General features: G+C 52.2%; 25 protein-coding genes and 1 tRNA gene. 9 read left to right on the top strand and 17 right to left on the bottom strand.

Annotation, left to right across the window (positions count from 1 at the left end; all coding sequences use genetic code 11):
- Positions 1 to 15 precede the first annotated feature (15 nt).
- The 9 genes from ACOXYR_RS18950 to ACOXYR_RS18910 form a co-directional block, all read right to left on the bottom strand.
- Entirely contained in the window at positions 16 to 213 is a 198-nt protein-coding gene (locus ACOXYR_RS18950) for a DUF4762 family protein (protein ID WP_015966117.1), read from the bottom strand.
- A 93-nt stretch (positions 214 to 306) separates the two neighbouring features.
- Positions 307 to 975 carry a DNA-binding response regulator gene (locus ACOXYR_RS18945; RefSeq protein WP_421355669.1) on the bottom strand — a complete coding sequence of 223 codons (669 nt, stop codon included), beginning with the start codon at positions 973 to 975 and terminating at the stop codon, positions 307 to 309.
- A 23-nt stretch (positions 976 to 998) separates the two neighbouring features.
- Positions 999 to 1,550: a fimbrial protein gene (locus ACOXYR_RS18940; protein WP_478212401.1), complete on the bottom strand. Its 552-nt coding sequence runs from the start codon at positions 1,548 to 1,550 to the stop codon at positions 999 to 1,001.
- Positions 1,551 to 1,555: 5 nt separating this feature from the next.
- Entirely contained in the window at positions 1,556 to 2,602 is a 1,047-nt protein-coding gene (locus tag ACOXYR_RS18935; RefSeq protein ID WP_421355668.1) for a fimbrial protein, read from the bottom strand.
- Positions 2,599 to 3,222 carry a fimbrial protein gene (locus ACOXYR_RS18930; protein WP_421355667.1) on the bottom strand — a complete coding sequence of 208 codons (624 nt, stop codon included), beginning with the start codon at positions 3,220 to 3,222 and terminating at the stop codon, positions 2,599 to 2,601. The genes ACOXYR_RS18935 and ACOXYR_RS18930 overlap by 4 nt, the downstream gene beginning before the upstream one ends.
- Before the next feature lie 18 nt (positions 3,223 to 3,240).
- Entirely contained in the window at positions 3,241 to 3,981 is a 741-nt protein-coding gene (locus ACOXYR_RS18925) for a fimbrial biogenesis chaperone (RefSeq protein ID WP_421355666.1), read from the bottom strand.
- Positions 3,982 to 4,023: 42 nt separating this feature from the next.
- Positions 4,024 to 6,504: a fimbria/pilus outer membrane usher protein gene (locus tag ACOXYR_RS18920; RefSeq protein WP_421355665.1), complete on the bottom strand. Its 2,481-nt coding sequence runs from the start codon at positions 6,502 to 6,504 to the stop codon at positions 4,024 to 4,026.
- A gap of 60 nt (positions 6,505 to 6,564) precedes the next feature.
- Positions 6,565 to 7,113, bottom strand: a complete 549-nt coding sequence (locus ACOXYR_RS18915) for a fimbrial protein (protein ID WP_421355664.1) — start codon at positions 7,111 to 7,113, stop codon at positions 6,565 to 6,567.
- 70 nt (positions 7,114 to 7,183) lie between these two features.
- A complete protein-coding gene (locus ACOXYR_RS18910; protein WP_015966109.1) occupies positions 7,184 to 7,714 on the bottom strand; it encodes a fimbrial protein in 531 nt (176 codons plus the stop codon).
- Positions 7,715 to 8,285: 571 nt separating this feature from the next.
- Here ACOXYR_RS18910 and ACOXYR_RS18905 point away from each other — a divergent pair.
- The gene (locus tag ACOXYR_RS18905; protein ID WP_108476193.1) at positions 8,286 to 8,738 is read left to right on the top strand and encodes a YhcH/YjgK/YiaL family protein; all 453 of its coding nucleotides are present in this window, start codon (positions 8,286 to 8,288) and stop codon (positions 8,736 to 8,738) included.
- 52 nt (positions 8,739 to 8,790) lie between these two features.
- Here ACOXYR_RS18905 and argF read toward each other — a convergent pair whose 3' ends face one another.
- Together argF and argL are read right to left on the bottom strand one after the other, a co-directional pair.
- Positions 8,791 to 9,795, bottom strand: a complete 1,005-nt coding sequence (gene argF / locus ACOXYR_RS18900; RefSeq protein WP_421355663.1) for an ornithine carbamoyltransferase — start codon at positions 9,793 to 9,795, stop codon at positions 8,791 to 8,793.
- Complete coding sequence (gene argL / locus ACOXYR_RS18895; protein WP_421355706.1) at positions 9,765 to 9,938, bottom strand: putative translational regulatory protein ArgL; 174 nt, start codon at positions 9,936 to 9,938, stop codon at positions 9,765 to 9,767. The genes argF and argL overlap by 31 nt, the downstream gene beginning before the upstream one ends.
- Before the next feature lie 17 nt (positions 9,939 to 9,955).
- On the opposite strand from argL, the gene rraB reads away from it, so the two are divergent.
- Both rraB and miaE read left to right on the top strand, forming a co-directional pair.
- Positions 9,956 to 10,372: a ribonuclease E inhibitor RraB gene (rraB, locus tag ACOXYR_RS18890; RefSeq protein WP_149462925.1), complete on the top strand. Its 417-nt coding sequence runs from the start codon at positions 9,956 to 9,958 to the stop codon at positions 10,370 to 10,372.
- A 49-nt stretch (positions 10,373 to 10,421) separates the two neighbouring features.
- A complete protein-coding gene (gene miaE, locus ACOXYR_RS18885) occupies positions 10,422 to 11,180 on the top strand; it encodes a tRNA isopentenyl-2-thiomethyl-A-37 hydroxylase MiaE (protein ID WP_421355662.1) in 759 nt (252 codons plus the stop codon).
- A 10-nt stretch (positions 11,181 to 11,190) separates the two neighbouring features.
- Here the strand turns inward: miaE and ACOXYR_RS18880 are convergent, their stop codons facing one another.
- The 4 genes from ACOXYR_RS18880 to pepA all read right to left on the bottom strand — a co-directional run bounded on the left by ACOXYR_RS18880 (position 11,191) and on the right by pepA (position 16,834).
- Positions 11,191 to 11,694 (bottom strand): GNAT family N-acetyltransferase, encoded by a 504-nt coding sequence (locus ACOXYR_RS18880; RefSeq protein WP_108476197.1) that lies wholly within the window; start codon positions 11,692 to 11,694, stop codon positions 11,191 to 11,193.
- Between the two features lie 165 nt (positions 11,695 to 11,859).
- Positions 11,860 to 14,715: a valine--tRNA ligase gene (locus tag ACOXYR_RS18875; protein ID WP_113858138.1), complete on the bottom strand. Its 2,856-nt coding sequence runs from the start codon at positions 14,713 to 14,715 to the stop codon at positions 11,860 to 11,862.
- The gene (holC, locus tag ACOXYR_RS18870) at positions 14,715 to 15,158 is read right to left on the bottom strand and encodes a DNA polymerase III subunit chi (RefSeq protein WP_108476199.1); all 444 of its coding nucleotides are present in this window, start codon (positions 15,156 to 15,158) and stop codon (positions 14,715 to 14,717) included. The genes ACOXYR_RS18875 and holC overlap by 1 nt, the downstream gene beginning before the upstream one ends.
- A 164-nt stretch (positions 15,159 to 15,322) precedes the next feature.
- Positions 15,323 to 16,834: a leucyl aminopeptidase gene (gene pepA / locus ACOXYR_RS18865; protein WP_108476200.1), complete on the bottom strand. Its 1,512-nt coding sequence runs from the start codon at positions 16,832 to 16,834 to the stop codon at positions 15,323 to 15,325.
- A gap of 268 nt (positions 16,835 to 17,102) precedes the next feature.
- On the opposite strand from pepA, the gene lptF reads away from it, so the two are divergent.
- Both lptF and lptG read left to right on the top strand, forming a co-directional pair.
- A complete protein-coding gene (gene lptF, locus ACOXYR_RS18860) occupies positions 17,103 to 18,203 on the top strand; it encodes an LPS export ABC transporter permease LptF (RefSeq protein WP_108476201.1) in 1,101 nt (366 codons plus the stop codon).
- Entirely contained in the window at positions 18,203 to 19,285 is a 1,083-nt protein-coding gene (gene lptG, locus ACOXYR_RS18855) for an LPS export ABC transporter permease LptG (RefSeq protein WP_108476202.1), read from the top strand. Before lptF ends, lptG begins: the two co-directional genes overlap by 1 nt.
- 116 nt (positions 19,286 to 19,401) lie before the next feature.
- On the opposite strand, the gene ACOXYR_RS18850 is transcribed toward lptG, so the two are convergent.
- The gene (locus ACOXYR_RS18850; RefSeq protein ID WP_421355661.1) at positions 19,402 to 20,904 is read right to left on the bottom strand and encodes a helicase HerA-like C-terminal domain-containing protein; all 1,503 of its coding nucleotides are present in this window, start codon (positions 20,902 to 20,904) and stop codon (positions 19,402 to 19,404) included.
- 135 nt (positions 20,905 to 21,039) lie between these two features.
- Between ACOXYR_RS18850 and ACOXYR_RS18845 the strand changes: the two genes are divergently transcribed.
- Positions 21,040 to 22,680, top strand: coding sequence for a dihydroxyacetone kinase subunit DhaK (locus tag ACOXYR_RS18845; RefSeq protein ID WP_421355660.1), 1,641 nt, complete (start codon positions 21,040 to 21,042; stop codon positions 22,678 to 22,680).
- 35 nt (positions 22,681 to 22,715) lie between these two features.
- Here the strand turns inward: ACOXYR_RS18845 and ahr are convergent, their stop codons facing one another.
- Positions 22,716 to 23,735, bottom strand: a complete 1,020-nt coding sequence (gene ahr / locus ACOXYR_RS18840) for an NADPH-dependent aldehyde reductase Ahr (protein ID WP_421355659.1) — start codon at positions 23,733 to 23,735, stop codon at positions 22,716 to 22,718.
- 220 nt (positions 23,736 to 23,955) lie between these two features.
- Here ahr and ACOXYR_RS18835 point away from each other — a divergent pair.
- The 3 genes from ACOXYR_RS18835 to ACOXYR_RS18825 all read left to right on the top strand — a co-directional run bounded on the left by ACOXYR_RS18835 (position 23,956) and on the right by ACOXYR_RS18825 (position 26,862).
- Positions 23,956 to 24,040 (top strand) — tRNA-Leu (locus tag ACOXYR_RS18835).
- A 186-nt stretch (positions 24,041 to 24,226) separates the two neighbouring features.
- Complete coding sequence (locus ACOXYR_RS18830) at positions 24,227 to 25,471, top strand: tyrosine-type recombinase/integrase (protein ID WP_241515500.1); 1,245 nt, start codon at positions 24,227 to 24,229, stop codon at positions 25,469 to 25,471.
- A gap of 539 nt (positions 25,472 to 26,010) precedes the next feature.
- The gene (locus ACOXYR_RS18825) at positions 26,011 to 26,862 is read left to right on the top strand and encodes a hypothetical protein (protein ID WP_421355705.1); all 852 of its coding nucleotides are present in this window, start codon (positions 26,011 to 26,013) and stop codon (positions 26,860 to 26,862) included.
- Positions 26,863 to 26,884 lie beyond the last annotated feature (22 nt).

The raw sequence follows: 26,884 nt of genomic DNA, 5'->3' as shown, positions 1-26,884 counted from the left end.
GTTACCGTTCAGAAATTAACGGTTTGGTACACCGCCACATTTGCTGGAATCAGCATTTTGTACAGTGGTGGTGGAACCGTGTTTGTCGGTGCACGTTGTGATCAGTTTGCAGGAGGTCACCCCGCCTACAGTCACGTTCTCATAGGTGCTTTCGCAAGTTTTGCAGCAACCGCCAACAATTTTTGCAGCTTCGATAGAGTTAATTTTTTTCATCTGTAATTTCCTTACATTAGGTTTAATTTATGCAATCACTTGCACTGACATACCAGTGAATTAATGCACCGGTAAATTCTTTATCATCGCACGCTAGGGTAAAGGCGTAGGCGCGACAAGAACTTTAAATGCATTAAATAATGCAATGTTGTTCTCTATTTTTAACTTTTTCATTAAATGACGCTTGATGAGACTTAATCGACGTATATCAACGCTGACTTCATGAGCTATCTGGGAAAGTGACTTTCCTTTGAAAATTTCCTCTATCAGCCACAATTCATCACTGGAAATAATTCTGCTCGTGTTATCATTCCGCAGTTCTTTTCGAATGTATTTGGTCAATGTGTCACTAAAGCAATTGTTTTCATGTTGACTGTTTAATAAATCCTTGAAGAAAGTCGTGATGCTTTTTATAGACTCACTTTTCAATAACCAGTTTGCATTCGGCAGCAAAGAGTAGAGTGCAAAAAAGAACGGTAAACTGCTTTTATTTAGCAAGATAACCAATTTTTTATGCCTTTCCTGATAATGCTTTTTCAATGTGCTCAATACCGTAAAACGATCTGACGGTAAACTGTCCAGGTCGCAAAGGATCCAGTTGATGTGTTTATCATTGTTCACATCTTCCAGTACATTAACCAGCTGTGAAAAACTATCAGAGCAGGAAATAGCGCTTTGCTCATCAATGAAATCACTCAGTACCGTTTTCATTCCTTCTGTGAAAAAGACATTCTTGTCGTAAAGGAAATATTGATGCATCATTCCCAAAATCCTTTCAGGCGCAATTACTGATAATTCAACGTATAGTTTGCTGTGGCGGTAAAGGGCCCGGTGGTGAGCGTGCCCCCGGATAACGCATCCGGTTCACCTTCGACAAAGGCTAAAAAATTAAGCTGCAGCGCAGTGTCGGTAATTGCCGTCGCGTTGGTCGGTACATCCAACTGAATTGGCGTTTGATCGCTTTCCAGCAACCCGATACCGATTCCCCCGGCATTACCAGGCGTGACCGCTTTTATCGCTAATCGATCGGTCATATTGCTGTTTTCCGTTCCGCTGAATGTCACGGTAACGGCGTTAAAAACGCCGGGATTGCAGTTTTGTAATTTAATGGAAAACGGTACCGGAGTACTTTTGCCAGTGGCATAGAGTGATTTTGTGGAGATTTCACCAAAATCCACCGGTACACGCTCCGATTCAGGAGCAATACTGCACGGGTAGGCGACAACGACCCCTTTGAAACTCAGGTCTCCACCAATCAGCTCCCCCATGGCCAGCACTGAAAAAGAAGGGGAGAAAGCCAGCATTGCCACTGCGCTTATGATTAACTTTCGCATCATTCCTCCTACTGGAACTCGGCGACGACAGTCGCTGATGAGTGGAATTCCCCTTCAGGAATCACGGAGGTGCTGCTTTTAGCAATCGGCGCGGCAATAAGATTCCAATCGCCCTCGTTGTTGGAGAAACCCGGTACGTTGTAAAACGTGTTCGGTGCAACGGCATTGCCGGATGTGTCCTTAAGCGAAATACCCAATTCCGAGCGATCGACCGATCCTGTTGTGCTCAGGTATTTCCCGTCGTCAAAGGCGGGGTCTGCTTGTTGGATCCCGAGTTTGATATTAAGCGCACCTGAGGAGAAACTGCCGCCTTCACATTTCACGTGAATAGGAACGTTTTGGCTGTAATTGGAACCATTAAGCATGTTACCGGTTCCCGGTATGGTGCCAAAATCGACTACAATTGGCGTCCCCTGATTGACCGTGCATTTATCTGGTACGGTTATGACGCCAGACGCGATGGTAATCTGAGACAGCGCCGTTTGGCCCATCGCACCTGCACCCAGACGTCCATATAAGCGTGCAATCTCCGCGCCCTGTAGGTTAACGCCGTTGATAATCGGTTTGGTTATCATAAACGTCACACGGCCTTTTGCGCCCGACGTAAAGCTGTTCGCCAGAACCGTGGAAGGGGGAGTGCAATTGTTCTGAAACGCATTATTGGAAATGGCGCTAAACGGAACGGTTTTGTACTCCCGGAGTTCCCCGCCGATATAGATCTCAATTTTGACATCCATATAGTCGTTTAGCTTCAGATAACCCGCGCTGCTACCTGATTGCGTCAGTGTCGCTTCCGACATGTAGTAAACCGGCTGGTTTGTCATCGACTGGCTGCAATACGCCCTTCCCTGGAACATGCCATCAAGATCGAATTCATTGGGGATTGTCACTCCGGCCTGGTTAGAGGTGATGTCCTGATTTTCAACATTAATCAGGTATTGATATGTGCCGTTGACCGGAACAATTTCGCCATCCAGCGCCGCTTGGGCGGTAAAAGACATGATCGCCAGTGCCAGGCCGCTACAACACGGAAAAGAAGCCGCGAACTTCATCATAAGTACTCCATTTTCAGACGAATCAAACCGCGGAAATCCCCGGCGGTAACGCGGGTTGTTGTTGCTTCCAGTGCGGCCATAAAGGTCAATTCGCTATCGCCCGTTTTTACCAGATAGGGACGCTCCGTCTGATTGAGTTCGAGCGGTTTCCCATCCACATCAAGCAGTCGAATGCCTGCGCCACGCGTGCTGCCTTCAGTGTGTAATAATTGACTGTTGGTGCCGTCGGACTCGCCAATAAATGTCAGTTGAACCGCTTGTTCGCCCGTGGTCCAGGCTCGCCAGTTGTTGGCGGTGGTTTTAGACGCGACGCTTCCCCGCACCATCGACGCCCCTTTAAGACAATCTTTTAAATAGACTTTTATCAGTACCGGTTGGCTGCGATCGCCTGCCTGGTGGAAACGGCGCGCGCTAATTTCACCTATCTCAACATCCTGAATTCGGCTCTTCATTGCCATCACACAAGGTGAAGCGAAAACGGAGCCATGGAACCGGACAATGCCGCTATCTTCACCGCTATGATCCTGATCGTTATGCTGAGGCAACAACGGCGTACTTGCCCAGGCATTTGCCGCGATGCTTAAGGTCAGAAGCGCAATTAAGGAATATCGATTTCGCATTGCCAGTTTCCTTTTGTGTTAATCCTGTTGAGCTGCGGGTAACGCTTTACAGGTACTGCCATCGCAACGGTATTTCAGCTCGGGATGGCCGCCGTAGTCATTCACGTACATCATTGAAAACTCACCGACACCCGCATCCGTAATGGCAAATTGCTGGCTTGATTTCGGTGCGATCATAATTCCCGGGAAACGGGTAATTTTCTGACCCGCTTTAGAAAGTCCGATGACGGTGACGTAATAAGGCGTCGGGTTCTGTGCCGTCATTTGTGCGCCGTTTTTCTGGAACGTCACCTGGTCTTGCCAGATTTCACTCTTGCTTTTGGGAATGATTGCCGCCGGTCGATAAAACAGCTTGATGCGTGATTGCATAGCCAGTTGCAGCACGTTAGGTTTATCCGGCTTAGGTGGAATTTCCCGAACGTTGAGATAAAAAAGGCTCTCTCTGTCCTGCGGCAGTTTTTCTACCCCATCGGTTTTGGTGACGCGGGCAATCCCTTTCTGTCCACCATTGATACGCTGCAAAGGGGGGAGCACAACCAGCGGAGAGGTGATCCGGTTGCCTTTTTCATCTTCTACCCATGACTGCGCCAGAAAAGGAATGTCCGGGCTGGTATTGGATAAATTTGCGCTCGCTGAAGCGTCTTTTTCGGTAATGATGACGCGTGTGCGATCAAGTGAGACGCCAGCCTGCGCGTAGCTGCTGAGAACGCCCAGCATCATGCCTGCTATCCAGCGGCCATTATTTCTTTTCATGCTCATTTTTAGCCTTTTATAACAATGAGATAACTTTATTTAAGCGTTTTAGCGGCACGGCAGCAGTGCGCCTGATAGCGTGCTGTTGCTGCCGGACAATGCCGGTATGCTGACCTTGCACTGATCCTTACCGCCCCAATTCACACGCAGTGTTTCATCCGGGTTAACGCCCGCCAGCCAGGCTTTTCCATCTTCCAGCACCATCGCAACGCTGACGCCATCGGCGTTATAGACTTCTGCGCCAAATGGCGGAGTGCTGTTATCGGCAAGTCGAATATTCCCCATCATTTTCATCCCCTTCGCCATACCAAAGGCCTGATAACCAATTGCACCTTCCGTAAGCGTGGTCGTACTGATGGCTTTTGAGGGTTCGATATCGCTATCCATCGCATCGACGTCCACACGCGTGTCAAAGCTGTTGTAGCTCACGACGTCCGGTACCACGGCGATACCAAAGAGGTTGGTACGCGCTTTTTGGCCGTTGAGCGGGACGCCAGCGATACCATTGGTGTCGACCATCATGCGGGCCGTATTAAGCGTTGCGCCGCTGTTATGCATGGCTGCGCCGTGACGTGTTGCCGTAAATCCGCCGCGCAACGTGGTGCTCAGCGCCATGTAATGGCCTTGCTGATAGCTGGCGTTCGTATTGATTTCTGCAAGTTGTGAACGATGCTGGTAGTAGCCATCAACGTTGGCATATCCGCTTTGGCTGGCACCGGCACGAACGCGCCATAAATTGTTGTAATCGCTGTTATCGGTGTAGGACGCCATGGGGCTGGTTTTGCCGTTATTGCTTTGAATATCCAGACCCGCCCATTTGTTGTCGCCAATCGGTACCGATAGCGAGAACGCGATGGAGTCATCACGGCGGCCCTGGTAATCCGTACGATAGGCGGAGAGGTTGGCACTGATACCGCTTATCTCGCCAATGCGGAAAGAACGGCCAACGGATACGCCGTAACGATCCTGACTTCTCTTATCCCAATAGTTTTGGTGGGTATAGGTCAGAAACAGCGTGGTCGATTTCCCGGCTTCTCCTGCCCAGAATGTTTTATTACCGGTGATGGTATAGATCTCTTTTTCACGCCCCAGATTGTCAAAACCCTGATAGCGATCGTCCAGATACTGGGCCATTGAGCGGAAGTTTTCTTCAGAGAAGCGATAGCCTGCAAAGGTGATAGCACTGTTGTATTCATCAAATGTTTTGGCGTAGCTCAGTTTCCATGACGTGCCCTTTAAGCGTTGTCCATCACGCTGACGGCTCCAGGATTCTGTTGCGTCGACGGAAATGGCACCCAGTATGCTCAGGTCACGACCAATACCCACAGAGGATGCGGTGTACTCTTCGCCGGATGTTTGTAAGCCACCATACAGCGACCATGCATTACTTATCCCCCAGGAAAAATCACCTGAGACAAAAGATGGCCCCTGAAACTTATGGTTATAGCGCGATGGCGTCCCGCCAGAGATGTTGTAGCGAACGTAGCCTGGGCGGGTCAGATACGGGATGTTGGCCGTGTTAACCTGAAATGACGAGACAGAGCCATCCTGTTCTTCAACGCGCACGTCCAGTGTCCCGCGCACGGAACTGCGGAGATCCTGAATGTTAAACGGCCCTGCCGGAACGGTCGTTTCGTAAATGACACGGCCACTTTGGCTAACGGTCACTCGGGCACTGCTTTTGGCTATTCCGTGTATTTCAGGTGCATAGCCTTGTAGTGCTGGCGGCAGCATGCGCTCGTCACTGGCAAGGTTGGCCCCGGTAAAGCGCAGCGTGTCAAAAACCTGGGAGTTGAGATAGATTTCGCCGACGGTAAGCTTCGCGGCCATCGTTGGTAGCGGACGATAGGCATAAAACTGATTCCAGTCGAAATCAAACTGATGATTGCTGTTTGAGTAGTTAGTCTGGTATTCGCCGCGTATGCGCCATGCCCCGACGTTGACGCCGGCCTGACCATAACCCGATACCGAGTTGTAGTTTTCACTGCCATCAAACTGGCGAGTCAGCTGTCCGCTCAGGCTGTAGTCGAAAATTGCGCCGGCAATGCCCTGGTCCCAGCGCTCTGGCGGAGTCCAGTTTGGATCGTTATATTTCATCCATGCCTGTGGGACGGTGATATCCAGTACCCCGGCATAGTTAGTTAATTTTGCGCCAGCCAGACTTTGCAGTGAATAGCAATTCTCGTAGACCTGTTTAACCTGCAGCAGCGCGTCCTCTTTTAACGCCAGTTTGGCCAGCAGATCGCCACTGATGCAGGGCTGACTGCTCTTGCCTTCAGATACGGCAACGTACTGGATCTTTTCTTGCCCGACAGGTTGGCTGTTTATACGGATATCGAGCAGGTAGGTTCCTGGCGTAACGTAGTTGTCAGTAGAGAAGCGCGTGAGATCAACATGCGAACGATCGGCCGCATCCAGGACGTCGGTATTAAATTCAACGCTGTCGTCTGCATATCCGGTGGAGCAATAGCAGAACATAATCACCTTGATAGCAATTATCGATATTCTTGTTTTTAATTTTACCGACATGATTTTCGTCCTGAATAAACCATTGAAATACGAAGTATCCCGCTACGGATTAATCACGAATTAGTTGTAATCAATGAAAAAACGCGCTGTAGCATAAAATTCACCCGTTTTAATATGTTGTTTTACGGGAATAAGTGATGCTGTAAATTTCAAAATATTATCTTCATCGCTCAATTCGTATCCTGGTGATGGCTTCCCCAATGTGAGAATTTCACCATACTGATCGCGTAAACGAATACCTACGCCATCTGCGTCACCGTTGGTGAGCAGGGCAGTGGGATCGCTTGCAGAGGTATCACCAATGAACGTCACATTGGCAAAGGGATACTGATTCTCCGCATTCCCTTTTATTACAATGGAGCATCCCATCAATTGAACAAAAAAGGGATGAGTCAAAATACCCTCTTCGTTCATATTCAACGAATGGGCAGAAATATCGCCAAATTCAATCCCAATATCGCGACTGTTAGGGTTGATACTGCAGGCAGCCTCAATGAGTTCGCCGTTCATTGCCAATTTCCCTGGGGTCATTGTTGAGGCCTGAGTGAATGAGGCACTCAGTAGCGCACATGACACAAACGGTAATAAGAGCGATTGACTTATTTTCATGTGGCTCCCCTGTCAGTGTTATCCGCGGATAGTGCGGGGAATGCTCCCCGCACTATGCCCTTCCTTGTGATTACTGGTAATCGATCTGGAAGTTAACGGTGGACTGGAAAGCACCCGCAGTAACGGTGTTCGCGTCGTTGTCAGCTTTCAGATAGGCCACGAAAGGAATCGTGTTAGTACCGTCTACCAGTTGAACTGCGCTGGTACCCTGGCCCCAAACAACATCCTGGCTTGCGCTGTCACGCAGACCAATACCTGCGCCAGAAGCGGTGCCGGAAGTGAAGGCCGCCAGCGTATCGTCAGACGGGTTGATGGTGGTCGGGGTGTAGGAAACCACTGCGCTGGTTGCGACAGTCGTATCGCAATCCTGCAGTTCAATATTTTTCTGCACATTACCGGCACGAGCACCGTTAGCCAGCGCAGATACTGGAATCTGACCGAAATCAACGCTTACCGGGCTTGAATTAGCAGCCAGGCCACAAGCGGTATTTACCAACTCACCCTGAAATTCAATCTGACCATTGGTGGTGTCAGCTAGTACAGACATGGAGCTCATTGCAGCAGTGAACGCTACAGCCATAGCGACTTTATTCATTTTCATAACAACATCCTCGTTATACTCGTACCCTAATTAATAGAGTGCTTGATCCTCCGAAATTAATCGGCGATAGCTTCAAAGCACTTTGTTTGTTCCAATAAAGTCCCTGGCAATAATTAAAGAAACTTAATTCTTTGGTTCAATTAATGCCCCTCCTTGGAACTGCTGAGGATACTAGCAAAAATTATTTTTGCGTAAAAGCATCACAAACTGTATGCATTAAGTGCGAATTTAAATTCCGTTATTTTTATTTGCATCGGTTTATATCTCGCGAGAGTTAAGGAAAAATCTTAAATCACGTCACTTGCAGTGGCGAATGCTGGAGGAATCAATTCAATACCCGCAATGAAAAATTGCTGTATATCGAATATTCTTATTTTTTTATTAGATGGGAAAAGGCATGTTTTATGTTTTGCGTGGTATCGCTTTTCTATTAGATAACAAGTTTAACATTAATGAAACATATTGTCGTCGATCATAGTTCCGCTGATGCGCCGGAAAAAGTAGTGGTATGGCAGCCAGAATTCTCGTATAACAAATGAAAATGAAACGATGTTTTAATTGAGGTATTACCATGATTGTTGGCAACATCCATAATGTGCAGCCGTGGCTGCCGGAAGCCCTGCGCCAGGCGATCGCGCATGTTAAAGCTGAAGTGACTGATGCCACCGCGTTGGGCAAACATCCCATCGACGGCGACCGCGCCTTTTATCTGGTAGCGGAAGATATGACCGAGCCGTGTGAACAGCGCCGTGCCGAGTATCACGCGCGTTATCTGGATATCCAGATTTTGGTGAAAGGGCAAGAAGGTATGACCTTCAGCACGCTGCCCGCGGGCGCGCCGGAGACCGACTGGCTGGCGGATAAAGACATCGCTTTCCTGCCGGAAGGAAATGAAGAGAAAACGGTCGTTCTGAACGAAGGCGATTTCGTGGTCTTCTATCCGGGTGAAGTGCATAAGCCGCTGTGTGCGGTCGGGACGCCAGCGAAAGTACGCAAAATTGTTGTGAAGATGCTGGTCGAGTAAAGCTCTTCTCCGGCCTACATGCTTCGCGCACCCAGGCCGGAGAGATATTCTCTTACTGGCTTAACGTCGCCACCATCACCGCTTTGATAGTGTGCATGCGGTTTTCGGCCTGGTCGAAAACGATGCTTGCCGGGGATTCAAATACCTTGTCGGTGACTTCCATCCCACCGTACAGCCCATACTCTTCGGCCATTTTTTGGCCGAGCGTGGTCTGATCGTCATGGAACGCAGGCAGGCAATGGAGGAATTTCACCTGCGGGTTGCCGGTGAGCGCCATCATTTGGCTATTCACCTGATAATCACGCAGCAGCGCAATGCGTTCCGCCCATTTCTCTTTGGCTTCGCCCATTGATACCCACACGTCGGTGTAGATAAAGTCAGCGCCCTTCACACCCGCCGCAATATCTTCGGTGAGGGTAATGTTACCGCCATTCTTCAGCGCCAGCGCTTTACATTCGGTCACCAGGCTCTCTTCCGGCCAGCATTCCTGTGGGGCAACCAGACGCAGATCAAGCCCGGTCAACGCGGCAGCTTCCAGCATCGAATTGCCCATGTTGTTACGCGCGTCACCTGCATAAACCAGCGTCATCTCATTGAAGGCTTTACCCGGTAAATGCTCCTGCATGGTAAGCAAATCAGCCAACAATTGTGTTGGATGAAATTCGTTGGTCAAGCCGTTCCACACCGGTACGCCCGCGTATTGCGCCAGCGTCTCAACAATCTCCTGGCCGTAGCCGCGATACTGAATACCGTCATACATCCGGCCCAGCACGCGAGCGGTGTCTTTAATCGATTCTTTGTGGCCAATCTGGCTGCCACTTGGGCCGAGATAGGTCACGCGAGCGCCCTGATCGTATGCGGCAACTTCGAAAGAGCATCGTGTGCGGGTCGAGTCTTTTTCGAAGATGAGCGCGATGTTTTTACCGGTCAGTTTTTGCGTCTCTTTGCCGCTTTTTTTATCGGCTTTCAGTTGGGCGGCGAGTTGTAGCAGGGTGTTTAACTCAGCAGGGGTAAAATCGAGTAATTTTAAAAAATGCTTTTGATAAAAATTCGACATCTTGTCCTCGCATGGCTAGTGCCATCTATTGAATTAAAATTCAATTTATATGTATGAATATTCAATTGCAACCCCGGTACACAAATCTTTCTCGTAAAGGTGGAGGCAATGCTTGCGGTATGTGACAATAAGAGTAACGCCACATTACGAGGAACGAGCCATGGCAAACCCGGAATTACTGGAAGAGCAGCGTGAAGAGACGCGCCTGATCATTGAAGAACTGCTGGAAGACGGCAGCGATCCTGATGCGCTGTATACCATTGAACACCACCTCTCTGCCGATGACTTCGACGCGCTGGAGAAGTTCGCGGTTGAAGCCTTCAAAATGGGCTACGAAGTGACCGAACCGGAAGAGCTGGAAGTGGAAGAGGGCGACACCGTCATCTGCTGCGATATCCTCAGCGAATCCGCGCTGAATGCCGATCTCATCGACGCACAGGTTGAGCAACTGATGACGCTGGCTGAGAAATTTGAAGTCGAATATGACGGTTGGGGCACTTACTACGAAGATCCTAACGGCGAAGAAGGCGACGACGAAGATGACGTCGACGAAGATGATGATGGTGTACGTCACTAAGCATCACTCTCCCACGGCAGCGCCTGCTGCCGTGGGGCAAGGATAAAGCATGGATTACCCGCACATACTCTCCCCCGTTCTTACTTTCCTTCACTGCGCTACCCCACAGGCCTGGCTTGATAAAGCCCGTGACCCGGCGAATTTGCCGCTTTTGTTAACCGACCATTTGGTGTGCGAGTTGAAAGCGGCGCAAACGGCTATGCTGCTGGTGCGTAAATATGTCGCCGATAAACAGGGCGCAGACGCGCTACTGGCGTGGCTACAACCGTATGAAGCGTTTGCGTTTCGCGATGGGCCGGAGCCGGATTTTGTCGCGCTACATAAACAAATAGGCAAAAGCGTAATGCCGCAGACCGACGATCCGTGGGGGCAGGCACTGATCGACAGCATGGTGCTGTTGATCAAAGAGGAGTTGCATCACTTCTGGCAGGTCCGCGAAGCGATGGCCGCGCGTCAGATCCCTTATGTCAAGATCACCGCCAGCCGCTACGCGAAAGGCATGCTCAAGGAGGTGCGTACGCACGAGCCGCTGACGCTGATTGATAAACTGATTTGCGGAGCCTATATCGAAGCGCGTTCCTGCGAGCGTTTTGCCGCGCTGGCGCCGTACCTCGATGAGCCATTGCAGAAGTTTTATCTCTCACTGCTGCGCTCTGAAGCCCGCCATTATCAGGATTATCTGGCGCTGGCGCAGCAGGTATCGAAAACGGATATTACCCCGCGCGTGCGCTTCTTCGGTGAAGTGGAAGCGGCATTAATTAGCACGCCGGATGACGAGTTTCGTTTTCATAGCGGCGTGCCGATGTGAATCGAACGCATTAAAGCGCTTTCAGCATCCGCACTTCACAATCCACGTGGCCGGTGCAGCCCAACGGTTCGCTGATATGCTCGAAGCCTAAGTGCTCATACAAACCAATGGCTTCGCGCAGAAACTCGGTGGTTTCGAGATAGCAGTGCCTGAAACCCTGTTCACGCGCGTGATCGAGCGCCATCAGCGCTAACTTCTTCGCCAGCCCCTGACCGCGCACAGAAGAAAGAAAATACATCTTCTGCAATTCGCAGATATCCGGTTCGCTACAGCCTAACGGTGCAACGCCACCGCCGCCAACCACCTGACCATCTTGCTCAACCACCCAATACGCGGCACCAGGCTGGCTGTAAACCTCATACAGCTCGTCCAGATTCGGATCGGCAACGGTATAGCCTTTGTCGGCGGTCAGGCCATATTCAGCGGAGACCTGGCGAATAACGCTGGCAATAGCGGGATTATCGTCAGCGGTGAGCGGGCGCAGCGTGGCGGCGACCGGGGATATAACACTCATAGCGAAACTCGAAATAATTTGTGACGGAGATATGCAGTTAATAACACCGCAGGGCGGGTGAGTGCAAGCGAGGATAATTCAGGAAGGAAAATTGGGTGCGTGCCTGAGTGGAGGCCGGATACGCAATGCGGCATCCGGCAACTAAACAGGCACAACCTCAGGGCATTACAGCGCGGCGATGACCGCCTGCTGTTCAATCAGCTTGGCTTTCGCTTCAGCGTAACCGTCCAGCTTCTCACGCTCTTTGGCGATCACTGCTTCCGGCGCACGCGCCACAAAGCCTTCGTTAGACAGTTTGCTTTCGATGCGGCTGATTTCACCTTCGATTTTCGCCACTTCTTTCGCCAGACGCGCCAGCTCATCTTCTTTGTTGATAAGGCCAGCCATCGGGATCAGCAGCTCAGCGCCGTCGATGATTTTGGTTACCGATACCGGGCCTTTTTCATCGGCTGGCAGCACGGTGATGCTCTCCAGACGCGCCAGGTTCAGCAGGAAGCTACGGTTATCGTTTACACGACGCTCCGCATCTTTACTGCAACCGCGCAGCAGCAGTTCCAGCGGTTTGCCTGGGGCGATGTTCATTTCTGCACGGATGTTACGTACAGCGACGATCGCCTGTTTCAGCCACTCGGTATCGGCCAGTGCCGCTTCATCCACCTGAGACGCATCGAATTCCGGGAACGGCTGCAGCATGATGGTATCGGCGGTGATACCGCAAATCACTTTCACACGCTGCCAGATGGTTTCGGTGATAAACGGAATGATCGGATGCGCGAGGCGCAGCAGACCTTCCAGCACGGTCACCAGCGTATGGCGAGTACCACGCAGTTCCGCTTCAGAGCCCCCGGTCATCACCGGCTTGGTCAGCTCCAGATACCAGTCGCAGAACTGGTTCCAGGTGAATTCATAGAGAATGCCCGCAGCGATATCGAAGCGGTAGCTATCCAGCGCTTCACGGTACGCTTTCACGGTCTGGTTGAATTCCGCCAGAATCCAGCGGTCTGCCAGCGACAGCGTCATTTCGCCGCCGTTGAAGCCGCAATCCTGATCTTCGGTGTTCATCAGCACAAAGCGGCTAGCGTTCCACAGCTTGTTACAGAAGTTACGGTAACCTTCCAGGCGTTTCATGTCCCAGTTGATATCGCGACCGGTAGACGCCAGCGCCGCCAGGGTGAAGCGCAGGGCGTCAGTGCCGTGCGGCTCGATGCCGTTCGGGAACTGTTTCTCGGTACGCTTGCGGATTTTCTCCGCCATCTGTGGCTGCATCATGTTGCCGGTGCGTTTCTCCAGCAGGTCTGCCAGCGAAATTCCGTCAACCATATCCAGTGGGTCAATTACGTTACCCTTGGATTTGGACATCTTCTGGCCTTCGTCATCACGAATCAGGCCGGTCATGTAAACGGTGTGGAACGGTACCTGCGGCTTGCCATTTTCATCTTTAATGAAGTGCATGGTCATCATGATCATGCGGGCAATCCAGAAGAAGATGATGTCGAAGCCGGACACCATCACGCTGGTTGGGTGGAACTGACGCAGGGCGTCGGTGTTTTCCGGCCAGCCGAGGGTGGAGAAAGTCCACAGCGCGGAAGAGAACCAGGTATCAAGAACGTCTTCGTCCTGACGCAGGGCGACGTCGGCGCCGAGGTTGTTTTCCTGACGCACTTCTTCTTCGGTGCGGCCAACGTAGACGTTACCTTCGTTGTCGTACCATGCCGGGATACGGTGACCCCACCACAGTTGGCGAGAGATACACCAGTCCTGAATATCGCGCATCCAGGAGAAGTACATGTTTTCGTACTGCTTCGGCACAAACTGAATGTCGCCGTTTTCAACCGCTTCAACTGCCGGTTTCGCCAGTACATCGGCACGTACATACCACTGATCGGTCAGCATCGGTTCGATAACCACGCCGCCACGGTCGCCGTAAGGCACGGTCAGATCGTGCGGTTTAATCTCTTCCAGCAGGCCGAGGGCATCAACGGCGGCAACGATCGCTTTACGCGCGGCAAAACGTTCCAGTTTCTGGAACTCTGCCGGGATCTCATTGGAGTAAACGTCAGATTCGTTACCTTTGGTGTCGTACACTTCCGCCGTTTCGCGAATGTCACCATCAAAGGTCAGAATGTTAATCATCGGCAGTTGATGACGACGACCGACTTCATAGTCGTTGAAATCATGCGCCGGCGTGATTTTCACGCAGCCGGTGCCTTTTTCCATGTCGGCGTGTTCGTCGCCCACGATCGGAATGCGGCGGTTAACCAGCGGCAGGACAACGAATTTACCGATCAGATCTTTATAACGCGGATCTTCCGGGTTCACGGCCACGCCGGTATCGCCCAGCACGGTTTCCGGGCGGGTGGTGGCGACAACCAGATAATCTTTACCGTCTGCGGTTTTCGCGCCGTCGGCCAGCGGATAGCGGATGTGCCACATTGAGCCTTTTGACTCGCGGTTTTCCACTTCCAGGTCAGAGATGGCGGTACGCAGTTTCGGATCCCAGTTTACCAGGCGCTTGCCACGGTAAATCAGGTCTTCTTTGTAGAGGCGTACGAAGACTTCTTTCACGGCATTGGAAAGCCCTTCGTCCATGGTGAAGCGCTCGCGCTCCCAGTCCACAGAGTTGCCAAGACGGCGCATCTGACGGGTAATGGTGCCGCCGGATTCCGCTTTCCACTGCCAGATTTTGTCGATGAACGCATCGCGTCCATAGTCGTGACGGGTTTTACCTTCTTCAGCGGCAATTTTGCGCTCAACCACCATCTGGGTGGCGATACCGGCATGGTCGGTCCCCGCCTGCCAGAGGGTGTTTTTACCCTGCATGCGCTGGTAGCGAATCATGGTATCCATGATGGTTTGCTGGAAGGCGTGACCCATATGCAAACTGCCGGTGACGTTCGGCGGCGGGATCATGATGCAGAAACTTTCCTGGCTTTCATCGCCATTCGGTTTGAAATAGCCCTGCTTTTCCCAGTGCTCGTAAAGCGGCTGTTCGATATCTTGTGGGTTGTATGTCTTTTCCATTATTTCCAGGTTGCCGTGTTCAGGTTGAAACCAGCCACGCGGTAAGCTTTGTATCGTTCGCGCGCCAGTTGTTTAAGCGAATCTTCGTAAGGAACGAAGTCTATCACTTCTGTGAAAGCGGTGGCAAAATCTGCGAAATTGAGTCGCAGACTGATCAGTATATCGCGCGGGCTACTGTTACGCTTTTGCGGCCAGGCAATTTCGACCGGCGCACCACCGCGTGGGCCTTCGCCCGCGAGATTATGCGGCACAAAACTCTCCGCCGGGCGCGCCCATAGCGCTTCATCCAGGCGAATGGCCTGCTGCTCATCTTCACAGGCAATCAGCACGCGCTTACCACTGCGCCAACGTTCTGCGGCAACATCGCACACCAGTTGCTCGACGGCGCTCAAGCCATCGACGGTGGTTTCGTTGTCCAGAAGATAGAACGTCGCATTCTTCATATATGGGGCTTCTTGTGGTGGATTTAAATGTGTTGGACCCCTCACCCTAACCCTCTCCCTCAGGGAGAGGGGACTGACAGTGCAAAGTTCAAAGACCTGCTCTGGTTTTCTCCCTCTCCCTAAGGGAGAGGGCGGGGTGAGGGTGTTTCCCTTAAAGCCTTAATTTACTCTTCGCCGTTAAACCCGGCGCGATTAAGCAGGAACTGCGACAGCAGCGCTACCGGGCGGCCCGTGGCGCCTTTGGCTTTACCGGAGCGCCATGCGGTACCCGCGATATCCAGGTGAGCCCAGTTGTACTTACGCGTAAAGCGCGACAGGAAGCAGCCCGCGGTAATCGCGCCGCCAGGACGGCCACCGATGTTTGCCATATCGGCAAAGTTCGACTCCAGTTGATCCTGGAACTCATCGGCCAGCGGCAGACGCCATGCGCGATCGCCCGCCTGCTCAGACGCGCCAATCAGCTCGTGCGCCAGCGGATTGTGGTTCGACATCAGGCCCGTGATGTGATGGCCCAGTGCAATCACGCACGCGCCGGTCAGCGTCGCCACATCGATAACTGCTTCCGGCTCGAAACGCTCAACGTAGGTTAACACGTCGCACAGTACCAGACGGCCTTCGGCGTCGGTGTTCAGCACTTCGACCGTTTGACCGGACATCGTCGTCAGCACGTCGCCCGGGCGATATGCGCGCCCGCCCGGCATGTTTTCACAGCCTGCCAGCACGCCAACCACGTTAATCGGCAACTGAAGTTCCGCTACCATGCGCATTACGCCATAGACTGCCGCCGCGCCGCACATGTCGTACTTCATCTCGTCCATGCCTTCGGCAGGCTTGATGGAGATACCGCCGGAATCGAAGGTCAGGCCTTTGCCGACCAGTACGATCGGGCGGGCATCTTCGGAGGTGTTACCTTTATACTCAATCACCGACATCAGCGATTCGTTCTGCGAACCGTGGCCGACTGCCAGATACGAATGCATACCCAGCTCTTTCATCTGCTGCTCGCCAATCACGCGGGTTACCACGTTCTTGCTGTAGCTGTCTGCCAACTGGCGCGCCTGCGATGCGAGGTACGCGGCGTTACAGATGTTTGGCGGCATATTGCCAAGATCTTTCGCGGCTTTAATCCCGGCGGCAATGGCCAGGCCGTGCTGAATCGCACGTTCACCGCTGGTCAGTTCACGGCGGGTTGGCACGTTGAAGACCATTTTACGCAGCGGACGGCGCGGCTCAGTTTTATTCGTTTTCAGCTGATCGAAGCTGTACAGCGTCTCTTTTGCCGTTTCTACGGCCTGACGCACTTTCCAGTAGTTGTTGCGGCCCTTAACGTGCAGCTCGGTCAGGAAGCAAACGGCTTCCATCGACCCGGTATCATTCAGGGTGTTGATGGTTTTCTGAATGACCTGCTTATACTGACGCTCATCAAGCTCGCGTTCTTTACCGCAGCCAATCAGCAGAATGCGCTCTGACAGCACGTTCGGAACGTGGTGCAGCAACAGCGTCTGGCCAGGTTTACCTTCCAGTTCGCCGCGACGCAGCAGGGCGCTGATATAGCCGTCGCTGATTTTATCGAGCTGTTCGGCAATCGGGGAAAGACGGCGCGGTTCAAAAACGCCGACCACGATGCAGGCGCTCCGCTGTTTTTCCGGGCTACCGCTTTTTACACTGAACTCCATGGACTACGCTCCTGAATCTTAAAGACAACGGCGGTGGCTACAGTTAGAATTGCAAGCTTTCGTAACTCATTTCCGCTGTTGCGGTGACTTCGTGTTAATCTTAACGTTATTACGGTGTTGGCACGTCAGAAGCAAGTCCTGAAACGTGAAACCGCTGAGTCATCTAATCTTAGCGATGTTTTCGACGACTCAAGAGAATAAATGACGTTTAAGCCATGAAACAAGCTATTTTCCTGCAATAAGACGGGTTTTTACGGGCGTATTTATAGTGATAATCATAAGATATCTGGTGCGGGAGACGCTTAAAAGCCAGCTTGCGATCCTCTTCATCCTGCTTCTGATCTTCTTTTGTCAGAAACTGGTGAGGATCCTCGGCGCGGCGGTAGACGGCGAGATCCCGACAAACCTGGTGCTCTCATTGCTGGGGCTGGGCGTGCCTGAAATGGCGCAATTGATCCTCCCCCTGAGCCTGTTCCTTGGCTTATTGATGACGCTGGGCAAACTCTACACCGAAAGTGAAATTACGGTGATGCATGCCTGCGGCCTCAGTAAAGCCGTGCTGATTAAAGCCGCCATGGTACTGGCGCTGTTCACCAGTATTATCGCGGCAGTGAATGTCATGTGGGCAGGGCCGTGGTCCTCTCGCCACCAGGATGAAGTGCTGGCGGAAGCGAAAGCCAACCCAGGCCTTGCGGCGCTGGCGGCGGGTCAGTTTCAGCAGGCGACGGACGGCAACTCGGTGCTGTTTATTGAAAGCGTCGATGGTAGCAGTTTTAAAGATGTGTTTCTTGCGCAGTTGCGCCCGAAAGGTAACGCGCGTCCTTCCGTTGTAGTGGCCGATTCCGGCCATCTCTCGCAGTTGAAAGATGGTTCTCAGGTGGTGACCTTAAACGAAGGTACCCGCTTTGAAGGTACCGCGATGCTGCGTGATTTCCGCATTACCGATTTTAAAGATTACCAGGCGATTGTCGGTCATCAGGCGGTGACGCTGGATCCGAACGACACCGATCAAATGGACATGCGCACCCTGTGGAACACCAACAATGACCGCGCGCGCGCTGAATTCCACTGGCGTATCACGCTCGTGCTGACGGTGGCTATAATGGCGCTGATGGTGGTTCCGCTGAGCGTGGTCAATCCGCGTCAGGGCCGTGTGCTGTCGATGCTGCCGGCGATGCTGCTGTATCTGGTTTTCTTCCTGCTGCAAACCTCGCTCAAATCAAATGGCGGCAAAGGCAAGCTCGACCCGGCAATCTGGATGTGGGTGGTGAACCTCTCCTATCTGGCGCTGGCGATCGTGTTGAACCTGTGGGATACCATCCCGATGCGTCGCTTCCGTGCGCGTTTCTCGGCTAAAGGAGCGGTGTGATGCAGCCATTTGGTGTTCTTGACCGCTATATCGGTAAAACCATCTTTACCACCATCATGATGACGCTGTTCATGCTGGTGTCGCTCTCCGGCATCATTAAGTTTGTCGACCAGCTTAAAAAAGCCGGGCAGGGGAACTACGATGCGCTGGGCGCCGGGGTGTATACCCTGCTCAGCATGCCAAAAGATATCCAAATCTTCTTCCCGATGGCGGCCCTGCTGGGGGCGCTGTTAGGTCTGGGGATGCTGGCGCAGCGCAGTGAACTGGTGGTGATGCAGGCTTCCGGCTTTACGCGTATGCAGGTGGCGTTGTCCGTAATGAAAACGGCGATTCCGCTGGTACTGCTGACCATGGCGATGGGCGAATGGGTTGCTCCGCAGGGCGAGCAGATGGCGCGTAACTACCGTGCGCAGGCGATGTATGGTGGTTCGTTGCTCTCAACCCAACAGGGGATGTGGGCGAAAGATGGCCATAACTTTGTTTATATCGAACGGGTGAAAGGTAACGACGAACTGGGTGGGGTAAGCATTTACTCCTTCAACCCGGAGAAACGTCTGCAGTCCGTTCGCTACGCGGCCTCCGCGAAATTTGATCCGGAAAACAAGGTGTGGCGTTTGTCGCAGGTGGATGAATCTAATCTGACGGACAGCAAGCAAATCACTGGCGCGCAAACCGTAAGCGGCACCTGGAAAACCAACCTCACGCCTGACAAACTTGGCGTGGTGGCGTTAGACCCGGATGCGCTTTCCATCAGCGGCCTGCACAACTATGTGAAGTACCTGAAGTCGAGTGGCCAGGATTCCGGCCGTTATCAGCTTAATATGTGGAGCAAAGTCTTCCAGCCGCTCTCAGTGGCGGTCATGATGCTGATGGCGCTGTCGTTCATCTTCGGCCCGCTGCGTAGCGTGCCGATGGGTGTGCGTGTCGTCACCGGTATCAGCTTTGGTTTTGTGTTCTATGTACTTGACCAAATCTTCGGCCCGTTGACGCTGGTTTACGGCATCCCGCCAGTGATTGGCGCGCTGCTGCCCAGCGCCAGCTTCTTCGTGATTAGCCTCTGGCTGATGATGCGAAAAGCATAACGTTTTGAAAAAGGGAGCGAAAGCTCCCTTGTTGTTTCCGGCTAACCTGTTGCTCTGAACCGTCCCCTCTCCCTGCGGGAGAGGGCCAGGGTGAGGGGAACAGACCGCACAACCCCTTACCGCCGTCTTCCCCCGAGCAAACTCCCCAGCATCCCACGCACAATCTGGTTGGTCACCTGGCGCACCGCGCTTTTCGCCGCTGTTTGCACGATGCCATCTTTCTTGCCGCCGCGCGGCCCGGTGGTGCCGAACAAAATATCCTTCAGCCCGCCAAGAATACCGTCATCGACTTCAACCGCTTTGCCTTTGGCTGCTGGGGCGTTGGCCTTTTCGGTGCTCGCCTGTACGTCTTTTTGCAACATTTCGAATGCAGACTCGCGATCGACCGCATCTTCATATTTCCCGTACAACGGCGAGTTGTTGATCAGCCCGTTACGCTCATCGTCGGTAACCGGCCCCATACGTGAGCATGGCGCAATTACCATCGCGCGTTCGACCACCGACGGGCTGCCTTTGGCATCCAGGAACGAGATTAACGCCTCGCCGGTACCCAATTCCTGAATCGCTTTTTCTGTATCAAACGCCGGATTCGCGCGCATGGTTTGCGCCGCCGTTTTCACCGCTTTCTGATCTTTTGGCGTAAAGGCACGCAGCGCATGCTGCACGCGGTTGCCCAACTGGCCGAGCACCGCATCCGGAATATCCGACGGGTTTTGCGACACAAAATAGACGCCCACGCCTTTTGAACGAATCAGGCGGATCACCTGCTCGATTTTATCCAGCAGCACCTGCGGTGCATCGTTGAACAGCAGGTGCGCTTCATCAAAGAAGAACACCAGTTTCGGTTTCTCAAGATCGCCTGCTTCCGGTAGCTGTTCATAAAGCTCGGAGAGCATCCACAGCAGGCTGGCTGCGTAGAGTTTCGGCATCTGATAGAGCTTCTCGGCGCTGAGGATGTTAATGATGCCTTTACCGTTGTTGTCGGTGCGCATCCAGTCTTTGATATCCAGCATCGGCTCGCCAAAGAAATGCTCGGCACCTTGCTGCTCCAGCGTCAGCAGCCCGCGCTGAATCGCCCCCACCGACGCGCTACTGATATTGCCGTACTGATTCTGGAATGACTTCGCGTTATCACCGATGTATTGGGTAATGGCGCGCAGATCTTTAAAGTCCAGCAGCAGTAAGCCCTGGTCGTCGGCGATGCGGAAGATAATGTTCAGCACGCCGGTCTGCACTTCGTTAAGATTCAGCAGACGTGCCAGCAGCAGCGGGCCGAGATCTGACACTGTCGCGCGCAACGGGTGGCCTTTCTCGGCGAAGATATCCCATACTACCACCGGATTTGCGTGCGGCTCCCAGTCTGTGACGCCAATCTTGCTCAGGCGCTCCTGAAGCTTTTTTGATGCCTGGCCTGCCTGCGCAACGCCCGTCAGGTCACCTTTTACATCCGCCATAAACACCGGCACGCCAATCTCTGAGAACGACTCCGCCATCTTTTGCAGGGTGACGGTCTTCCCGGTACCGGTCGCACCGGTGATTAGCCCGTGACGATTCGCCATTCCCGGCAACAGATGCAGCTCTTTATCCTGCGTGCGTGCAATTAGCAAAGGTGCGCTCATTTAATTTTTCCTCCATTTATCTGCGTCGAGTATAGGCAAATTGCCAGCAAAAGGCGGCAGGAAATTCTGAGCTTTGCGGCGCTTTATCCAGCGCGAACTATGCTTTGCATACGGTTTGCATTTTTTTGGAAGGTTATGTCCAGATTCTTTTATGACGATCGCAAACAGCTGGTCAACGATGCGATTGAAGGTTTAGTGTTATCCGCACCGCACGGCAACCTGATGCGGCTCGATATTGACCCGGCGATTCGGATTGTCGCGCGCAGCGACTGGGATAAAAGCCGGGTAGCGGTGATTTCCGGCGGGGGGGCCGGGCATGAGCCCGCCCATGCAGGGTTCGTTGGAAAAGGCATGCTGACGGCGGCGGTATGCGGTGATTTATTCGCCTCGCCCAGCGTCGATGCAGTACTTAACGCCATTGTGGCGGTGACGGGTGACCGGGGTTGCCTCTTAATCGTCAAAAACTATACCGGGGATCGCCTTAACTTCGGCCTGGCGGCGGAGAAAGCCAAACGCTACGGTCTGAAGGTCGAGATGGTGATTGTCGCCGATGATATCGCGCTGCCGGACAACAAACAGCCGCGTGGCATCGCAGGCACCGCGCTGGTGCATAAAATTGCGGGCTACGCGGCCGAGCACGGTAAATCGCTTAGTGAAGTACGTGACATCGCGCAACAGGCAAGCGACAACGTCTTCAGCCTGGGCGTGGCGATGGAGAACTGCAACCTGCCGGGCAGCGACGACGCGCAAGGGCGCATTAAACCGGGGCAAGTGGAACTGGGACTGGGTATTCACGGTGAACCGGGCGCATCGGTGGTCGAAAGCCACAACAGTAAAGCGCTGATCGACATGCTGGTTAAGCCACTCAAAGCGCAGGTTGGCGATGCACGGGTGGCGGTGCTTATCAACAACCTCGGCGGCGTCTCGGCGCTGGAGATGGCACTGCTCGCCAAAGAGCTGGCGCACTCGGCATTACAGGAACAGATTGCCTGGCTGATTGGCCCGGCGCCGCTGGTGAGTTCGCTGGATATGAAAGGCTTCTCGCTTTCGGTATTAAAACTGACACCGGATTTTGAACGCGCCTTACAGGCGGATGTGGAAACGGTAGGCTGGTTAAAACCGGTCGCCTTCGCACCGGTAAAAACCGTCAAACACAGCAAAGTGTACGATGACCTGGACATTCGGCCGTCCGATAACCCGACGGTTGCCGCACGAGTAAGTCAGATAGTTCAAACGCTTATCCAACTGGAGAACCGTCTGAACGCGCTGGATGCTAAAGTCGGCGACGGCGACACCGGCTCCACCTTTGCGCTGGGCGCGCGTGACATCGCTGATCTGCTCGACAAGGGCGAACTGCCGCTTAACAACAGCGCGCAACTGCTGCAACTGGTAGGCGATCGGCTTGCTACGGTGATGGGCGGTTCCAGTGGCGTGCTGATGTCCATCTTCTTTACCGCTGCCGGGCAATCCCTCCAGCGTGGCGACGCGCTGGCGGATGCGCTATTGAAAGGGCTGGCGCAGATGAAACAGTACGGCGGAGCCGATCTCGGCGACCGCACGCTTATCGACGCCCTGCAACCGGCGCTGGAGGCCTTGCGTGACAAAGATCTGCCTGCCGCCGCTCATGCCGCAAAAGTCGGGGCCGAGAAAACCGCGTCCATGCAAAAAGCAGGCGCGGGGCGAGCGTCGTACGTCAACAGCCAGAACCTCGCAGGTGTGACCGACCCGGGCGCTGTGGCGGTGGCAGACGTGTTTGCCGCACTGGCAAAAGGCTAAACGAGAGAACCGGCGGCAAAGCCGCCGGAATGGCATCAAAAATCAGCCTTCAGCACCACACGGTAACGGGCTTTCCCGTCGCGCAAATGCTGCAACGCATCGTTAATCTTCGACATGGGGAACAGTTCGGTCGTAGGCGTCACGCCGCTACGCCCGGCAAACTTCATCAACTTACGCAGTTCGGCCGGGTTACCCGTTGCCGACCCGGAGATACTGCGGTCGCCGCCAATCAGCGTAAAGGCGGGCACCTGCAGCGGTTTCAGCACCGCACCAACCGTATGGAAGTTACCGCCAGAGGCCAGCGCTTCGAAGTACGGCTGCCAGTCGAGGTCAACGCTTACGGTATTGATAATCAAATCGAACTGGCCAGCCAGCGCTTTCAGCGCTTCCGGATCGCGGCTGTTCACCACGTTATCGGCGCCCATCGCGCGCACTTCCTGCTCTTTCGATGGATTGGAGCTGAATGCCGTCACGTCCGCACCCATCGCGCGCAGCAGTTTGATAGCAATGTGCCCAAGCCCGCCAATACCGATAACCCCAACGCGGCTGGTGGCCGTCACGTGATGCATCAGCAACGGTTTAAAGACGGTGATACCGCCGCACAGCAGCGGGCCTGCGGTTTCGATATCGATGTTCTCCGGTAGCGGGATCACCCACTGCCAGTCTGCGCGCAGCTTATCGGCAAAGCCACCGCGATTCAGAATGGTCGGCAGCGACCCTTCCGTACAGTTGATCTGATTGCCGCTGATACAGGCATCGCAATGCCCACAGCTGCGCGCCGTCCAGCCAATGCCCACGCGCTGGCCCACTTTCAGGCCTTTATTCTGCGCAGCGCTACCCAGCGCCACCACATGACCAATCACCTCATGACCCGCAACCAGCGGATACTGGGACATACCCCATTCGTTATCGATCATCGACAAATCGGAATGGCAGACCCCGCAGTAATCAACCTGAACTTCCACATCTTCCGGCAGAAGTTCCCCCGCGTCGTACTCCCAAAATTCCAGAGTATCGCCCGCATTTTTCGCGGCGTAGCTTTTGATGATGGACATCGTACTTCCCTCACTATGGTGTTGAACTGACAGTGTAGAGCAAGCGGCAGGGCGGTGCTTAGCGGAATGCGCCAGGAAAATGGTTTGGTGAAGGGCAAAGAGTGTGACCCGGTTCAGGGAACGCTGATTTTTTCAACACTTAGCGCGCAGAACGCGCGGTGCCGCTTGCAAGGTGGCGTGCGACAGGTATAATCCACTCGTTTTCCGCATACCCTTCAGTGCCGAAGTGGCGAAATCGGTAGACGCAGTTGATTCAAAATCAACCGTAGAAATACGTGCCGGTTCGAGTCCGGCCTTCGGCACCATCGGAACATCAATAGACGTCAACGGACGTCTTTTTTTGTGCCTGAAATCCAGTATTTACCCATCATTCCCGCTATATTAACTCTCTTAAGGTCAATCGACTTCAACGTACATCTACCAACAGATGTTGGTACAGATGATGGTATTTCCGGTTCGATAATGCTTGTACCAACAGGGAGGGGATAAGCATGGCTCTAACAGACATCAAAGTCAGAACAGCCAAGCCAACGGATAAGCAATACAAACTGACCGATGGCAATGGTATGCATCTTCTCGTCCACCCAAATGGTTCAAGATACTGGCGTCTGCAGTACCGCTATGGCGGAAAGCAAAAGATGCTGGCTTTAGGTGTTTACCCTGACGTATCTCTTGCAGATGCCAGAGCTCGTCGCGATGACGCTCGTAAGCTTTTAGCAAACGGCATCGATCCGGGAGATAAAAAGAAAAATGATAAGATTGAGCAGGAGGAAGCACGTACTTTTGAGCAGCTTGCTATTGAGTGGCATGCCACAAATAAAAAGTGGTCGGAAGAACATAGTCGACGAGTGCTTAAAAGCCTAGAGGACAATCTCTTCCCTGCCATAGGTAAGCGGAATATTGCCGAACTAAAAACGCGCGACCTTTTAGCGCCCATCAAAGCTGTTGAGTTGTCTGGGCGTCTTGAAGTGGCTTCCCGTCTACAGCAGCGCACCACGGCAATTATGCGCTACGCCGTACAAAGTGGTTTGCTGGACTACAACCCCGCGCAGGAGATGGCTGGCGCTGTTGCTTCAAGTAACAGGCAGCATCGGCCTGCTCTGCAGTTGAAGCGAATCCCTGAGCTTCTGAAGCGCATTGATAGCTATACCGGAAGACCCCTTACTAGGCTTGCCGTCGAACTCACGCTCTTGGTATTCATTCGTTCAAGTGAACTACGCTTTGCCCGTTGGTCTGAGATCGATTTCGAAACATCAATGTGGACAATACCTGCAGAGCGCGAAGCTATTGAAGGAGTAAAGCATTCACAGCGTGGTTCAAAAATGCGTACGCCTCATCTGGTGCCGCTTTCTCATCAAGCTTTAGCGATTCTTAAAGATGTGTACAAACTTAGTGGTGATCGCGATTTTGTTTTCATCGGCGATCATGACCATCGCAAACCGATGAGTGAAAACACGGTGAACAAGGCGCTGCGCGTTATGGGTTATGACACGAAGGTAGAGGTTTGTGGGCACGGTTTCAGGACAATGGCCTGTAGTTCATTGATCGAGTCTGGATTGTGGTCGAGGGATGCAGTGGAAAGGCAGATGAGCCATATGGAACGTAACTCAGTACGCGCAGCTTACATTCATAAGGCCGAACATCTTGATGAACGGCGACTGATGCTGCAGTGGTGGGCTGATTTTTTGGATGCGAATAGGGAAAGCGAAGTTAGCCCTTATGACTTTGGCAAGTAGTCTAATTCCTGATGCTTGCTATGTTCGAATTTGAAAAGCCGGCTTGAACTATAACCCATACTTTTTTATAACTGTATTATTCTGGCGACTCAGAGGTGCACTATGAAAACTTTCGATACTCAACTTGCGATGAGCATTGTATCGCACTCAACGGGAGGTTTTAGTTATGACACACTCGCTAGGGCATTGATTTCTAAAGATAAAAACGAAAATTCTGACGTCCTTCTTGAGTCATGTCGAAATTTTTGTCTCTCTCTTGAGGAAAAAGGTATTCTGAGGCGATGCCAAAGATGTTCTCATTCTCAAGATGAGTATTTCGAGTATATTCCTCACTAACATCAGTCCCTGAAAATTTTTTCAGGGACTGATTACTCCGTTCTTGTCATCCCCTTTTTTCTCCTGTAGCTTGTGTAACACGATTCTGGGGGGCGATTGTGAGCAACATCAACTTAATAACCACATGTACAAACGGCAAACACTACGGTAGTAGGGATATATTGAGTCTGAGTCAATTTTCATCAGGCCGAACCCCTTCAAATGTGCTCGTGAATTCTTGGTGCAATGCTCTGAATGAAGCTATTTCTACATATGCAACTGTATGTGCAGAGGATCTTTATAAAGGTGGGCACTGGGCGACAGCTAAAGCCATCTTAGATGATTATCCTATTGATTTATGGATTATTTCTGCTGGTTTAGGACTCCTTCACCACAAAGACAATGTTGTACCTTATAAAGCGACCTTTGCTGTTGGATATGACGAATCAATACCATTGTATTCTCAAGAATATGTAGGGAAAAGTTTTCATAGAACATGGTGGAAAGAAATAACCAATAGATCTATTTTTAAATCTAAGCATCCTACATCTATTGTAGAATTAATGAAAAAAAGAAAAAGAGACTATTATATTATCTGTGGCTCTCCAGATTATATTAATGCAATTGAACTAGATATCATTAATGGTCTTGAGTATCTAGTTGATGCGAAAAAACAACTGCTTATTATAACTTCCAAAAAAATCAATGGTAGGTTAACTACATACCTTTTCAAAACCAACCAAAATATGGTTCAGTGGCTGAGATGCAATATGCTCATGCTTAATATCAGTGTGGCAAAATACATTGTGAAGGAATTTACGTCAAAACAACTCAATGATTTAAATGAGTTATCTCAAAAGTTAATAGAAGAACTCAAGGAGTTACCTGAGCGTGAAGTGAAAAAAGGAATTCGTCGTAGTCCGGAGGAAGTTAAGTCTTTCATTTTAAAGATTATGGAAAAAAATCCTGGTATCAGTGCAACACACGCGTTGCGTGAATTTCGTGACTCGGGAAATTCATTTGAGGAAAAACGTTTTCGGGCTGAGTTTATGGCCCTGAGAGAGGCTAAACCTTAATGCTACTTGCCTGGGTTTCATG

The organism is Pseudocitrobacter faecalis (assembly GCF_965231525.1).
Taxonomy (GTDB): domain Bacteria; phylum Pseudomonadota; class Gammaproteobacteria; order Enterobacterales; family Enterobacteriaceae; genus Pseudocitrobacter; species Pseudocitrobacter faecalis.
This window is presented reverse-complemented; position numbering and strand designations above follow the sequence as displayed.